This is a genomic window from Pantoea sp. S-LA4, from assembly GCF_054482835.1.
Genome location: NZ_JBTLRC010000004.1, coordinates 211,392 through 228,832 on the forward strand (window position 1 = coordinate 211,392; position 17,441 = coordinate 228,832).

Genomic DNA, 17,441 nt, shown 5'->3' on the forward strand with positions numbered 1-17,441 from the left:
TCAGGCGTTTAGCGTGATGGAACTAAGCCTTCACGGATAAACGCTATCCGCTGCGCCATTCCTGGGGCTTGCTGGTTGCCGGCGCAGGGTTGCACGCTGGCCTTATGGTTTACCTGTTGACGAACAACGCTTTATGCAGAGCGTTCAGGGTTATGCAGATAGCCTGTCAGGATGGCAATCGAGTGTCCTTTTGGCATCAGACACTCTTAACTGCCTGAAGCAGTAAACATCCATCCGGGAGCACGCTGGGAGTGGTTAATAATATCGCGTTACTGATTGGCAAAGCCGTTATGAAAAAAATGAAGGCGTGTTAGATAACAAAGAAACATATGAGGGATCAATAAAGTCAACGTTTAGCTAATTAAAATTGTTGTCATTTGGCAATGGCATTTTTGAGGATATATAGCCATCTCTAACTGAGATCTGGAATAAAATAAGAGCAGCTCATTTTAAATAACATGCATATTCATTCTGGAATTATCTTTTCCGGATTGTTTTTGGATGAAGGCATCGGCCTTTGAGGCATTTTTGTCATGCCTGAAATTAAGGTGTGAGCTGCGAGACTAAGTGGTCATTTAATTGTTGTCATATGACTATGTATGTTTTAATAACGCTAACCCTTCGGCTTTTTATAGTTAACCAGTTCCGGATTATGTTGAATTTGATAACCAGATTTCAGATCGTTTTCACATATGGATGTTTTATTATGCGTCTGTTTTCATTGGTTTTGTCTTAACGTGTGGCTTTCGTATGGTGAGTTTTTTTTATCTTTTCGTGTGTTGTTTTTCTTGGTTTTTTGTAAAGCCACGGCGGATTTGCTGACACGGCTATTAACCTTCCCTTTAAGCGGGGTTTGTAATAAAGTTCTCAATAACTTCCGATAACCCATGCTTCAACTGAATTTCCCGGCTTATCGGAAGGGTTCAGTGTCAATAAACTGTATGACTTCAATTCTTCTTTTAACTTTATTTGGAAGGCGCGAGCTGAATTGCTGGCTCCGATAAATCTGGTAAGTAGTATGCATAAGCCTGAGTTCAGGTGGCGCTATATGCTTGAGGGTTAATTAAACTTTTTAATATCTTTTTAAGGTGTAACACAGCTTGTTCCGCCTATTAGCCGGAACCTAACAAATTTAATTGGTGAACAATGAGCTTGCAATTAATAATCAAAGACATCAAAGGCGATGTCATCACAAAAAATGCCTTAAATTCTCATCATCCCCTTGTACTTAACGTGCCTCAGCAGGCTGCGTCCTATGAAGTTCACAGCAGTGACGGAAAGCCACCAAAGAAGATCAAGGCCACTAAGGTCAATGATGAACTTCATTTTGAACTTCAGGACGACGTCACAGGCGAACATTACGACATTATTGTCGAGAACGTGAGCCAGACAGAACCGCCGGTCATGTTTGCTTCAGGTCCGGACGGCGTCGTTTATGCCTATGAATATGACGTAGCGGGCGGGATGTTTACGCTGACTGCCAATACCGTCGAAACCCCGGTTGTTGATAACTGGCTGATCGCTGGCGGCGCGCTCGCGGGTGCTGCTGCGATAGCCGGTATTGCCTTTTCCTCTGGCTCAGGCAGTTCGCATCACCGTTCTTCTTCCTCACAATCAGCGGCCAATCCCGATAACAGCACCGGTGCCGAAACCGGGGTTGTGACCGATGACAATCAAACCAGCAATCCGGTTGCCTCTTTACCCGTGGTGACTGACAGCGCGGGTAACCCAATCAGCAACGGCGCGCCTACCACTGACAACACGCCAACTATCGGCGGTGAAGGCATGGCGCCTGGCTCTACCGTGATCATCAGCGATGGCGAAAAAGTGATCGGTGAAGTGACGGCGGATGAGAACGGTAAGTGGACCTTTACGCCAGGGGAAGCGCTGGCCGATGGCGAGCACGCCATCGTGGTTGACGGTACCGACGCAGACGGCAATGCGGTCAGCGACGGCGTCAGCATTATTGTTGACGCAGACGCAACAGAGGCTGGCTCAGAAGGCGTTGCCGGATCAGACAACGGTTCAGATACCGGTTCTGAAGGTAGCGCAGGATCAGATGACGGTTCCGACACCGGTTCTGAAGGCGGCGCAGGTTCAGACAACGGTTCAGATACCGGTTCTGAAGGTAGCGCAGGTTCTGACAATGGTTCCGACACCGGTTCTGAAGGCGGCGCAGGATCCGACAACGGTTCCGATACCGGTTCTGAAGGTAGCGCTGGTTCTGACAATGGTTCAGACACCGGTTCAGAAGGTGGCGCAGGTTCAGACGACGGTTCCGAAGGTGACACCGGTTCCGACACCGGCGCAGACGAAGGCACCACCGCACCGGTGATGACCGACGACGCGGGCAATCCGATCGCCGACGGCAGCACCACTAATGACAATACCCCGACAATCGGCGGCGACGGCATGCAGCCGGGCTCAACCGTGGTCATTACTGATGGCGACACGGTGATCGGCGAAGTGACCGCAGACGACGACGGCAAGTGGACCTTCACGCCGGACGCGCCTCTGGCAGACGGCGAGCACGCCATCGTGGTTGACGGCACCGGCGCAGACGGCAACGCGGTCAGCGGCGACGTCAGCATCATCGTTGATGCGGATGGATCTGATACCGGGTCTGAAGGCGGCACAGGTTCAGACGACGGTTCAGATACCGGCTCTGAAGGTGGTGCAGGATCAGACGACGGCTCAGATACCGGTTCAGAAGGTGGCACAGGTTCAGACGACGGTTCAGATACCGGCTCAGAAGGTGGCGCAGGATCAGATGACGGTTCCGACACCGGTTCTGAAGGTGACGCAGGATCAGATGACGGTTCCGACACCGATTCTGAAGGTGACACCGGTTCCGACACCGGCGCAGACGAAGGCACCACCGCACCGGTAATGACCGACGACGCGGGCAACCCGATCGCCGACGGCAGCACCACTAACGACAGCACCCCGACAATCGGCGGTGACGGCATGCAGCCGGGCTCAACCGTGGTCATCACAGATGGCGACACGGTGATCGGCGAAGTGACCGCAGACGACGACGGCAAGTGGACCTTCACGCCTGACGCGCCGCTGGCGGACGGCGAGCACGCCATCGTGGTTGACGGCACCGGCGCAGACGGCAACGCGGTCAGCGGCGACGTCAGCATCATCGTTGATGCGGACGGTTCCGACACCGGCTCTGAAGGTGGTGCAGGATCAGATGACGGTTCCGACACCGGTTCAGAAGGCGGCGCAGGATCAGATGACGGTTCAGACACCGGCTCAGAAGGCGGCGCAGGTTCAGACGATGGTTCAGACACCGGCTCTGAAGGCGGCACAGGTTCAGACGATGGTTCCGACACCGGTTCTGAAGGCGGCACAGGATCAGATGACGGTTCCGATACCGGTTCTGAGGGCGGCGCAGGTTCAGATGACGGTTCCGACACCGGTTCTGAAGGTGGCGCAGGATCAGACGATGGTTCCGACACCGGTTCAGAAGGTGGTGCAGGTTCAGATGACGGTTCCGATACAGGTTCTGAAGGCGGCACAGGTTCAGACGACGGTTCCGACACTGGCTCTGAAGGCGGCACAGGATCAGATGACGGTTCCGACACCGGCGCAGACGAAGGCACCACCGCACCGGTGATGACCGACGACGCGGGCAATCCGATCGCGGACGGCAGCACCACTAACGACAGCACCCCGACAATCGGCGGCGACGGCATGCAGCCGGGCTCAACCGTGGTCATCACTGATGGCGACACGGTGATCGGCGAAGTGACCGCAGACGACGACGGCAAGTGGAGCTTTACGCCGGACGCGCCTCTGGCAGACGGAGAGCACGCCATCGTGGTTGACGGCACCGGCGCAGACGGCAACGCGGTCAGCGGCGACGTCAGCATTATCGTTGAGGCGGACGGATCTGATACCGGTTCTGAAGGCGGCACAGGTTCAGACGACGGTTCAGAAGGTGGCGCAGGATCAGATGACGGCTCAGATACCGGTTCTGAAGGCGGCACAGGTTCAGACGACGGTTCAGAAGGTGGCGCAGGATCAGATGACGGCTCAGATACCGGTTCTGAGGGCGGCGCAGGTTCAGACGACGGTTCAGATACCGGCTCTGAAGGCGGCGCAGGATCAGACGACGGTTCTGAAGGTGACACCGGTTCCGACACCGGCGCAGACGAAGGCACCACCGCACCGGTGATGACCGACGACGCGGGCAACCCGATCGCCGACGGCAGCACCACTAATGACAATACCCCGACAATCGGCGGCGACGGCATGCAGCCGGGCTCAACCGTGGTCATCACTGATGGCGACACGGTAATCGGTGAAGTGACCGCAGACGACGACGGCAAGTGGAGCTTTACGCCGGACGCGCCTCTGGCGGACGGCGAGCACGCCATCGTGGTTGACGGCACCGGCGCAGACGGCAACGCGGTCAGCGGCGACGTCAGCATCATCGTTGATGCGGACGGATCAGACACCGGCTCAGAAGGCGGCACAGGTTCAGACGACGGTTCCGACACCGGCTCAGAAGGCGGCACAGGATCAGATGACGGTTCCGACACCGGCTCTGAAGGCGGCACAGGATCAGATGACGGTTCCGACACCGGCTCAGAAGGCGGCGCAGGTTCAGATGACGGTTCCGACACCGGTTCTGAAGGCGGCACAGGTTCAGACGACGGTTCCGATACCGGCTCAGAAGGTGGCGCAGGTTCAGACGACGGTTCCGACACCGGCTCAGAAGGTGGCGCAGGATCAGATGACGGTTCCGATACCGGTTCTGGAGGTGACGCAGGTTCCGAAGACGGTTCAGATACCGGCGCAGACGGAGGCACCACCGCACCGGTAATGACCGACGACGCGGGCAATCCGATCGCGGACGGCGGCACCACTAACGACAGCACCCCGACAATCGGCGGCGACGGCATGCAGCCGGGTTCAACCGTGGTCATCACTGATGGCGACACGGTAATCGGTGAAGTGACGGCGGACGACGACGGTAAGTGGAGCTTCACGCCGGACGCACCTCTGGCGGACGGCGAGCACGCCATCGTGGTTGACGGCACCGGCGCAGACGGCAACGCGGTCAGCGGCGACGTCAGCATTATCGTTGATGCGGACGGATCTGACACCGGCTCAGAAGGCGGCACAGGTTCAGACGACGGTTCCGACACCGGCTCAGAAGGCGGCACAGGATCAGATGACGGTTCCGACACCGGCTCAGAAGGCGGCGCAGGATCAGATGACGGTTCCGACACCGGCTCAGAAGGCGGCGCAGGTTCAGACGACGGTTCCGACACCGGTTCTGAAGGCGGCGCAGGATCAGATGACGGTTCCGATACCGGTTCTGAAGGTGACACCGGTTCCGACACTGGCGCAGACGAAGGCACCACCGCACCGGTGATGACCGACGACGCGGGCAACCCGATCGCCGACGGCAGCACCACTAACGACAGCACCCCGACTATCGGCGGCGACGGCATGCAGCCGGGTTCAACCGTGACCATCACCGACGGTGAAACGGTAATCGGTGAAGTGACCGCAGACGACGAGGGCAAGTGGAGCTTCACGCCGGACGCACCTCTGGCGGACGGCGAGCACGCCATCGTGGTTGACGGTACCGGCGCAGACGGCAACGCGGTCAGCGGCGACGTCAGCATCATCGTTGATGCGGACGGTTCTGATACCGGCTCAGAAGGCGGCACAGGTTCAGACGACGGTTCCGATACCGGCTCTGAAGGTGGCGCAGGTTCAGATGACGGCTCAGATACAGGTTCTGAGGGCGGCGCAGGTTCAGACGACGGTTCAGACACCGGTTCTGAAGGTGGCGCAGGATCAGATGACGGCTCAGATACAGGTTCTGAGGGCGGCACAGGTTCCGACACCGGCGCAGACGAAGACACCACCGCACCGGTGATGACCGACGACGCGGGCAACCCGATCGCCGACGGCAGCACCACTAACGACAGCACCCCGACTATCGGCGGCGACGGCATGCAGCCGGGCTCAACCGTGGTCATCACTGATGGCGACACGGTGATCGGTGAAGTGACCGCAGACGACGACGGCAAGTGGACCTTCACGCCGGACGCGCCTCTGGCAGACGGCGAGCACGCCATCGTGGTTGACGGTACCGGCGCAGACGGCAACGCGGTCAGCGGCGACGTCAGCATCATCGTTGATGCGGATGGATCTGATACCGGCTCAGAAGGCGGCACAGGTTCAGACGATGGTTCCGACACCGGTTCTGAAGGTGACACCGGTTCCGACACCGGCGCAGACGAAGGCACCACCGCACCGGTAATGACCGACGACGCGGGCAATCCGATCGCGGACGGCAGCACCACAAACGACAGCACCCCGACCTTCGGCGGTGACGGCATGCAGCCGGGCTCAACCGTGACCATCACCGACGGTGAAACGGTAATCGGTGAAGTGACCGCAGACGACGACGGCAAGTGGAGCTTCACGCCGGGCGAAGCGCTGGCGGACGGCGAGCACGCCATCGTGGTTGACGGCACCGGCGCAGACGGCAACGCGGTCAGCGATGAAGTCAGCATCATTGTTGATGCGGACGGTTCCGACACCGGCTCAGAAGGCGGCACAGGTTCAGACGACGGTTCCGACACCGGCTCAGAAGGCGGCGCAGGTTCAGATGACGGTTCCGACACCGGCTCAGAAGGCGGCACAGGTTCAGACGACGGTTCCGATACCGGCTCAGAAGGTGGCGCAGGTTCCGACACCGGTTCTGAAGGCGGCGCAGGTTCCGACACCGGCGCAGACGAAGGCACCACCGCACCGGTGATGACCGATGACGCGGGCAATCCGATCGCGGACGGCACCACCACTAACGACAGCACGCCGACCTTCGGTGGCGAAGGCATGCAGCCTGGCTCAACCGTGACCATCACCGACGGTGAAACGGTAATCGGTGAAGTGACGGCGGACGACGACGGCAAGTGGACCTTCACGCCGGACGAAGCGCTGGCAGACGGCGAGCACGCCATTGTGGTTGACGGCACTGACGCAGACGGCAACGCGGTCAGCGACGAAGTCAGCATTATTGTTGATGCAGAAGGCGGCGCAGGATCAGATACCGGTTCTGAAGGTGACGCAGGTTCCGACACCGGCGCAGACGAAGGCACCACCGCACCGGTAATGACCGACGACGCGGGCAACCCGATCGCGGACGGCAGCACCACAAACGACAGCACCCCGACCTTCGGCGGTGACGGCATGCAGCCGGGCTCAACCGTGACCATCACCGACGGTGAAACGGTAATCGGTGAAGTGACCGCAGACGACGACGGCAAGTGGAGCTTCACGCCGGACGAAGCGCTGGCAGACGGCGAGCACGCCATTGTGGTTGACGGTACCGGCGCAGACGGCAACGCGGTCAGCGGCGACGTGAGCATCATCGTTGATGCGGACGGCTCCGATACCGGCTCAGAAGGCGGCGCAGGTTCAGATGACGGTTCAGACACCGGCGCAGACGAAGGCACCACCGCACCGGTGATGACCGACGACGCGGGCAATCCGATCGCGGACGGCAGCACCACTAACGACAGCACCCCGACAATCGGCGGTGACGGCATGCAGCCGGGCTCAACCGTGACCATCACCGACGGTGAAACGGTAATCGGTGAAGTGACCGCAGACGACGACGGCAAGTGGAGCTTCACGCCGGACGAAGCGCTGGCAGACGGCGAGCACGCCATCGTGGTTGACGGCACCGGCGCAGACGGCAATGCGGTCAGCGGCGACGTGAGCATCATCGTTGATGTGGACGGCTCCGATACCGGCTCAGAAGGCGGCGCAGGTTCCGACACCGGCGCAGACGAAGGCACCACCGCACCGGTGATGACCGATGACGCGGGCAATCCGATCGCGGACGGCACCACCACTAACGACAGCACGCCGACCTTCGGTGGCGAAGGCATGCAGCCTGGCTCAACCGTGACCATCACCGACGGTGAAACGGTAATCGGTGAAGTGACGGCGGACGACGACGGCAAGTGGAGCTTCACGCCGGACGAAGCGCTGGCGGACGGCGAGCACGCCATCGTGGTTGACGGCACCGGCGCAGACGGCAACGCGGTCAGCGATGAAGTCAGCATTATTGTTGATGCGGACGGCTCCGATACCGGCTCAGAAGGTGGCGCAGGTTCAGATGACGGTTCCGACACCGGCGCAGACGAAGGCACCACCACACCGGTGATGACCGACGACGCGGGCAACCCGATCGCGGACGGCAGCACCACTAACGACAGCACCCCGACAATCGGCGGTGACGGCATGCAGCCGGGCTCAACCGTGACCATCACGGATGGCGACACGGTGATCGGTGAAGTGACCGCAGACGACGACGGCAAGTGGACCTTTACGCCGGACGAAGCGCTGGCAGACGGCGAGCACGCCATCGTGGTTGACGGCACTGACGCAGACGGCAACGCGGTCAGCGACGAAGTCAGCATTATTGTTGATGCAGAAGGCGGCGCAGGATCAGATACCGGTTCTGAAGGTGACGCAGGTTCCGACACCGGCGCAGACGAAGGCACCACCGCACCGGTGATGACCGACGATGCGGGTAATCCGATCGCGGACGGCAGCACCACAAACGACAGCACGCCGACCTTCGGTGGCGAAGGCATGCAGCCTGGCTCAACCGTGACCATCACCGACGGTGAAACGGTAATCGGTGAAGTGACGGCGGACGACGACGGCAAGTGGAGCTTCACGCCGGACGCACCTCTGGCGGACGGCGAGCACGCCATCGTGGTTGACGGCACCGGCGCAGACGGCAACGCGGTCAGCGATGAAGTCAGCATCATTGTTGATGCGGACGGCTCCGATACCGGCTCAGAAGGCGGCGCAGGTTCAGACACCGGTTCCGACACCGGCGCAGACGAAGGCACCACCGCACCGGTGATGACCGACGACGCGGGCAACCCAATCGCGGACGGCAGCACCACAAGCGACAGCACGCCGACCTTCGGTGGCGAAGGCATGCAGCCTGGCTCAACCGTGACCATCACCGACGGTGAAACGGTAATCGGTGAAGTGACGGCGGACGACGACGGCAAGTGGACCTTCACGCCGGACGCGCCGCTGGCAGACGGCGAGCACGCCATCGTGGTTGACGGCACTGACGCAGACGGCAACGCGGTCAGCGACGAAGTCAGCATTATTGTTGATGCAGAAGGTAATGCAGGTTCCGACACCGGCGCAGACGAAGGCACCACCACACCGGTGATGACCGACGACGCGGGCAATCCGATCGCCGACGGCACCACCACAAACGACAGCACCCCGACCTTCGGTGGCGAAGGCATGCAGCCTGGCTCAACCGTGACCATCACCGACGGTGAAACGGTAATCGGTGAAGTGACGGCGGACGACGACGGTAAGTGGACCTTCACGCCGGACGCGCCGCTGGCAGACGGCGAGCACGCCATTGTGGTTGATGGCACCGGCGCAGACGGCAACGCGGTCAGCGACGAAGTCAGCATTATTGTTGATGCAGAAGGTGATGCAGGTTCCGACACCGGCGCAGACGAAGGCACCACCACACCGGTGATGACCGACGACGCGGGTAATCCGATCGCAGACGGCAGCACCACTGATGACAATACCCCCACCTTCGGTGGCGAAGGCATGCAGCCGGGCTCAACCGTGACCATCACCGACGGTGAAACGGTAATCGGTGAAGTGACGGCGGACGACGACGGCAAGTGGACCTTCACGCCGGACGCGCCGCTGGCAGACGGCGAGCACGCTATCGTGGTTGACGGCACTGACGCAGACGGCAACGCGGTCAGCGACGAAGTGAGTGTCATTGTTGATACGCCTGACGTACCGGTTGTTGAGATCACTGATGATAACGGTAACGTTATCCAGAACGGCGATACGGTCAATGACAACGATCCGACAATCAGCGGCAAAGGCTTTGAGCCGGGATCAACGATTGTGATCGCTGATGGCGAGACCGAACTGACAACCGTAGACGTTGGTGCAGATGGCAGCTGGAGCTATACCCCAGAGTCACCGCTGAGCGAAGGTGAACACACGATTAACGTGACTGTGACCGATCCGCAGGGCGTGACCAATCAGGGTAGCTTTAACGTTGTTGTCGATACCACACCGCCAGAAGGCGTTGATATCGCAGGCATCAACCTTGTCGATGATAATGGCGAAGCCGTAATCCCGACCGGTGCTACCGCGGATAATACGCCAACCTTCAGCGGCGAAGGCCTTGAAGCAGGGGCAACCGTCATTGTTCGCGATGGTGACACGGTATTGGGTGAAACCACCGTAAGTGAAGACGGAAGCTGGAGCTTTACACCGTCAGAAACTCTTGACGATGGCGACCACAGCTTCACCTTTGAAGTCACGGATCAGGCAGGCAACAGCAGCGGAATTTCCGATGCGCTGGATCTGGCGATTTCGGTGAATAAGGGCATCAACACCGGCGTGGTGGTGAGCAATGATGAAGGCAATATCATCACCGATGGCGAAATCATCAACGACAGCACGCCAACCTTTAGCGGCAAAGATCAGTTACCAGGCTCTACCGTAACGATCGCCGACGGCGAGACCGTGCTGGCAACCGTCGAAGTGGGCGAAGATGGTAGCTGGAGCTATACCCCAGAAGCAGCATTGAGCGAAGGCGATCATGCGCTGACTGTAACCATTGAAGATCATCAGGGTAATTCAGGCAGCGATACGATAAACGTGGTCATTGACACCGTCGCTCCGGATCTGGTTGATCCCGCAACGATCACCCTGACCGACGATGCAGGTAACGTACTGGTCGCAGGCAGCGAGATTGCGGATACCACACCAACCTTCAGCGCCGCAGGTCTTGAAGCGGGATCAACCGTTATCGTTCGCGATAATGGCACCGTGCTGGGTGAAGCCGTGGTTGATGAAAGTGGAAACTGGTCCTTCACGCCGGAAGCGGCGCTGAGTGACGGCGAGCACAGCTTTACCTTTGAGACGGTTGATGACGCAGGCAACAGCAGCGGTGAATCCGCTCCGGTGGACTATATCGTCGACTCGGTTGCGCCTGAAGGTGTCAACGTCAGCGCGCTGGTGATCACCGATGAAGCAGGCGATGTTGTCAGCCCGGCGAACACGCAGAGCGATAATCAGCTGACCTTCAGCGGCAGCGATCTCGAAGCCGGTGCCACCGTCACGATCTACGACAAAGGGCAGGTTGTGGGTGAAACCACCGTTGCAGATGACGGAAGCTGGCAGTTCACCGCGGAAGAGGGACTGTATGACGGAAGCCATGAACTGACTTTTGTTGTCACCGATGCGGCTGGCAACAGCAGTGAACCGTCGGCAACACTGGCTCTTGAGGTTCAGGCTATTGAACTGACGGCATCAGATAACATCAGTTCAGGGGCTGCGGTAGGCTTCGATTATCCGGTCGATGTCACCCAGGATCTGGGAACCGTACTGAGCGATGGTGGATTGATTTCGTTTGGAAATACCATCACGAGCGATCCTATTGTTGTCGCCGACGGTACCATCATTACCCTTGATGTTACCGCGACTTCATCGGCATTCCTGAACGTAGCGAGCAACGCGACGTTATTGCTGCAGAAGTACGATTCTTCTACTGGCGAGTGGTATACGGTATCCGAGGATGACAGCAGTAACCTGTTCGGTATGTTTGGTCTGGGCGCGACGACGTCGACGATTAGCCTGACCGGACTCACCGCGGGTACCTATCAGCTGGTTTACTCCACGGCGGGGATCAATCTTGGTGTTGGCATTGATCTTTCAGCGGCGAAGACGGTTTACACCCTGGCCGATCAGGGCACGCCAACCGACTACACCACGGCAATTGGTAACGTCATGACTGACGTCGACAGCGCCTATGGTTCTGATGGTATTCCGCACAGCGCCTATACCTCAGTCACGTCGGTGAGCGTCACCAACAGTGATGGATCAGTATCCACTGCTGACCTGAGCGAGGCTTCGCCTAAGACTACCCTGACGGGCCAGTACGGTACGCTGGTGATCAACGCGGATGGTAGCTATGAATACACGCCAGCCTCGTCGATGGACAGCATCGGTAAAGTAGACTCCTTTACCTATACCCTGACCGATTCGGCAACCGGTAAAACCTCGTCAGCAGAGTTGCATGTGCAGATTGGTACCACCAACGATGCGCTGAAGCTCAGCTGGGATGCCACCAATCCGGACGCCAATGCGGTAACGGATATCGCCTCGAATAACGAAGCGAATGCCAGCGTCACGGTGACGTATGAAACCTCCAGCGCCAGCAACACCGACGTTAAACTGACCGCAGGCGGGGCGGAGAATTATACTTCTACGTTCACCAAAACCGGCGCTGACGATCTGGTAACCGGATCGCTGACGCTGACTACCGAATGGGGATTACTGGGCAACCGCTTCTCAACCGATCTGAACATCACTTACGACGTTCAGATGCAGAACGAAGATGGTAGCTGGACCACGGTCAAAACCCAGAATGCGGTAGTCGCTGCCGGTGAACATAATGAAGAAGTTATTCAGAATGTGGCGATGTCCGATCTGCTCAGTGGATTAGGCGAAGGCACGTACCGTGTGGCAATCAGTACCACCGGTGCAGATAACGTGTTGAAACTCAACATGGCTGTTCAGACAGTCAGCACGACCGAGTATGTGATCACCACCAAGGATGTCGCGACAGGCAACATTCTTACGGATGAAGGTACGGATGGCAGCGCAGATAAACTGAGCTCAATTTACACCCGAATCTATGCGAAAGCCGGTGACAGCAGCAGCGATCAGGCGATTGATGACAGCTATACCTACGTGACTGAGAGCGGCGTCACCATTACCGGTCAGTACGGCACCCTGATGGTTTACAACAACGGCGCTTACACCTATACGCCGGGTACCACGACGTTGCCAGCCGGTTCTGAAGATGTCTTTACCTATGCCCTCAAAGGCGCTAACGGTGAAGTCGTCACTGCAACGGTTACTATCCATCTGGGTGTGGAAGTGGATGGCAGCAACGGCGGTGCGCTGGTGTTCCACGGCACTGAAGCGGATGATGTTTTCGCTATCTTCGATACCGATTTCGCCTCTGTGGACGGCGGCGAAGGCAGCGATACGCTGGCATGGAGCGGTAATGGCCAACTGGTACTGAGCAGCATCGCCAGTAAGGTCAATGATATCGAATCCATCAAGCTGACCTCCGTAACCGGAAGCGACAATCTGGTGGTGGATGCGCAAAGCGTCGCAGACGTGACTAACGATGCCAACGCGCTGTACATCAAAGGGGTTGCCGGTGATCACGTCACGCTGGAAGGCACCTGGGTGAACAGCGGGACGGTGGTGGTGGACAGTGTTTACTATACCCACTACACCAGCACTGCGACTGACGGTTCGGCGGTTGATATATACGTGCAGAAAGGGCTGACCCTTTCCTCAACGGTTTATCAGAACAGCGAGAACGGCACCGAGTATGACGTGGTTGCGTCGGCAGAGGTGGCCGGTACCGACAGCGATGACACTTTCAATCTCAACACCACGGGCTTTGACAGCATTGATGGCGGTGAAGGTCTGGATACGCTGGTCTGGAGCGGCAGAGGCACCATCACGCTGAGTGATATGGCCAGTAAGATCAGCAATATCGAAGAGATTGACTTTGTTAATGACAGCAGTGTGAACAATCTGGTGGTAACTGCGCAGAACGTGGCGGATATCACCGATGTTAATAACACGCTGTTTGTTAAGGGCTTTGCCACCGACAACCTGACCCTGTCAGGCAGCTGGACGCTGGCCGGTCACGAAGTCTTTAATAACATCGATTATGTTCACTACGTCAGTACCACGGATGACGGCCAGACCGTTAATCTCTATGTGGATAGTGATATCAAGCAGAGCAGCACTGTTCTGCCGGCTGAACATAATGCGGCTGACGTAACCGGTGAGGTTTCTCTGCTGAGCGATAGCATCGATCAGACCACGACGATGAATACCGCCACCAGCAGCTTTACCAGTGAGAGCTTTACGGTCAACAGCATCAGTGACCTTCAGGATATCAGCATCAGCGTAGCCGGATCGGCGATTCATGCCGGTAACAGCGTGTCGGTGAACTGGTCACTGCAGGTCTACAACAGCCAGACCTTACGCTGGGACGATGTGACCACCGGTACCCAGGCGATAACGGCCAGCAATGCGCTCGACGTTTCGCTGGAAGGGCAGCCGGCGGGCACTTACCGTCTGGTGGTGGACAGCACACAGTCCGGTTATTCAGGACTGTTATGGTCAACCAACTACGATGTACTGACCGTGCGGGTGGCGGCGAATATCGTCAGCACCACCGATTACAAAGTGGCCACCAACTCAAGCGTAACGGGATCTGTCTTTACCAGTGACAGCGCCAGTGATAGCTCGGTTCTGGTGAAATCGATCGCTGCCGGTATCGTCTCCGGCGCGGCCAGCTACACGTTGATCGCAGCGGCGGGTACCACTATCGCCGGGGCATACGGTACGCTGACGATTCACACTGACGGCAGTTACACCTATCAGCTGAACAGTGACTCGGTGATTAAACTCTCCGGCAGTGAAGACACATTTACCTATGTGCTGGCTGACGGGACGGTTAAAAACCTGGTGATGACGCTGGGCGTATCGGTGGACGGTTCTGAAGGCGGAGCGCTGATTTTTGCCGGCACAGTAGGCAATGACAGCTTCACGATTCACGATACCCACTTCACCTCGGTGGATGGTAAATCGGGTCAGGATACGCTGGTCTGGAGCGGTTCAGGTGAGCTGCAGTTAAGCGAGATTGCAGACAAGGTAAGTAACATCGAAATCCTTGATTTGCAGAGCAACGCGGTAGCCACGGTACTGCTGCTGAATGCAGATGATATCAAAGAGATCACCGACGCCAACAATGTGCTGTATGTGCGTGGCGGCAGTGAAGACTCACTCTCACTGCAGGGGGTCTGGCAGGTTAATGGCGTTGAAACGCTCAATAACATCGCCTACACCCTTTATACCAGCACGGCGCTTGATGGCACGCCAATCAAGCTCTATGTGCAGCAGGGGCTGACCTTTAACGAAGTCGCTGATGGTATCACCGGATCGGTTTCTGATGATGCGGCGGATCCTTCGGTAGTGTCGGTCAGCCAGAATGGTGAAGTGATGACCATTGCTGACGACGCGGTGAGTTTCAAAGGCGCCTACGGCACTTTGGTTATCGACGGTGAAGGACATTACAACTATGTTGCGGATGCAGATCATGCGCAAAGTGGTGTCACTGATACCTTTACCTACAGCCTGTCAGATGGCACCAGTGCTTCCCTGAGTTTTAATCTGGGCATTGATGTTGATGGCAGTGCAGGCGGAGAGATCCTCTTCACCGGCACCAAAGGCGGAGACATATTTGAGGTTTACGATACCAGCTTCACCTCAATTAATGGTGCGGAAGGTAACGATACGCTGGCCTGGCATGGCAGCGCACCGTTGAACCTCAGCGATATTTCTTCGAAAGTCGATAATATTGAAACCATCGATCTGCTGAAAGATAGTGAAAACGACAAACTCGTAATCAGTGCGGAAAGTTTACTGAAAGTCACCGATGACAATAATACGCTTTATGTCAGAGGGGCTGACGGTGATACCGTCACGCTGAATGGGAGTTGGGAACAGGCAGGCGATATATTGGTTAATGGTGTGAATTATCACCAGTATACCAGTGCCACCGTCGATGGTTCTGTCGTGCAACTCTATGTTGAAGATGATGTAAATATTGGTTAATAAAAAGTAAATGATAGTCATAGCAGGCTGAATATATTTCAGCCTGCTATTTATCAATTTTTTAAGTAACGTTTGATTCATTCACACCAGAGAGCTTCAGAACATCATGAAAAAATTACTTATTACCCTTTGCTGTGTAATAACGCTGCCTTCGGTATTTGCCGCCGAAAAGAATGCCAATCCTTTTGCTCAGTCTGAAATAAAGGAAGCACCGGCAGGTTTTTGGGGCGCTTTTTCTGATACGCCTGAAGCCACAAAAACGCCAGCGGGCAGTACCGCACTGGCTGACAAATTACAAATTAAACCCGTTAAGGTCGAGATGGAGCCGGGTGAAAATGTGCAGAGCAGCGGGAATAAATCATTACCGGCTGACTGGCAGCAGGCTATCCACCTTGCGGTAAATTATCCTCCCTCAATTGGCAGCAGCATCGCGACGCTGGAATCTGCCGGATTTTCGATTAACGCTGCCAGTGCCGGTTATCTTCCGGCAATAAAAGCGGGAATCACCTCGGGTCGTCAGGATGACGAAGGCAACGGGCAGATAGCAACCGTTGGTCTCTCTCAGATGCTGTACGACTTCGGTAAAACAGGCAGTGCGGTTGACCAGGCAAGCGCGAAGTATCTGCGCCAGCAGGCGACCGTACTGGCACAGGTTGACACCATCATTCAGCAGACCGCACTGGCACTGAATGAAGTGTATCGATACTCTCAGCTGCTTGATAACGCTAAAAAAGAAGTGAAAGCGCTGCGGGATATTCTGGCCCTGACGCAGATGCGGGCCGAAGCGGGTGCCAGCACGCGGGTTGATCCGGTGCAGGCCCAGGCGCGTGTTGAAGCCGCCCTGGCGCAGCAGCAGGATATCGAAATTAAACTGCAACAGCAGAAGTATCATCTGCAGTCGTTGCTGGGTCAGCCGGTTGGCTCAACCCGCATCTCTGCTCCGATGTCGCTGTTACCGTTAATTGAACGCCAGCGTAACCATATCGATCTGAATCGCAATCCAGCAATTCTTATTGCCCAGGCGGATGCGGCGGTCGCGCAGGCTGAATTACGCAACTATAAAGCGCAGCGTTATCCAACGGTGTCGCTGGAAGCGAATACCAATAAATATATGGGCGATATTGCGAACAGTCAGCGTCATAGCCAGTATCAGAACGTCTATATCTCTGTAAACAGTACGCTCTATCAGGGCGGTGCATTAGTGGCACAGGAAAGTGCCAGCGCCCGGGCGCTGGAGGCCGCAAGATCGGCGATTGCCAGTAAAAAACTCGAAATTACCGATCAGCAGCGTAATTATTTTCAGAGCGTAAGTGGTTTGCAGCGCAATATTTCACTGCTGACGCGCAGAATGAAAACCATTATGGAAACGCGCTCGTTGTATCGTGAGCAATATTTATCGCTGGGTACGCGTAATGTACTCGACTTACTCAATGCCGAGCAGGAGATCAGCCGCGCCGAACAGGATTTGATTAATGCGCGCTGCGATTTATGGGCTTCGTCAGTGAATTATGTTGTGCTGGCAGGAATGGCCCGTGAGGCATTTAATTTTAATGACCAGCTTGTCCAGGGTTTGCGTATCACCTCGTAATACGCCTTATTAAGAATAAGAGAAGACTATTATGGTAAATACCGATCGCAAGGATGAAGCTTCCTCCGCCGGGGAAACT

General features: G+C 56.9%; 2 protein-coding genes. Both read left to right on the forward strand.

Features of this window, described 5'->3' with window-relative positions:
- Positions 1–1,233 precede the first annotated feature (1,233 nt).
- Positions 1,234–15,774 carry a BapA/Bap/LapF family large adhesin gene (locus ACX3P5_RS21625; RefSeq protein ID WP_458969360.1) on the forward strand — a complete coding sequence of 4,847 codons (14,541 nt, stop codon included), beginning with the start codon at positions 1,234–1,236 and terminating at the stop codon, positions 15,772–15,774.
- A gap of 106 nt (positions 15,775–15,880) precedes the next feature.
- Entirely contained in the window at positions 15,881–17,362 is a 1,482-nt protein-coding gene (locus ACX3P5_RS21630) for a TolC family protein (protein WP_458969361.1), read from the forward strand.
- Positions 17,363–17,441: the final 79 nt, after the last annotated feature.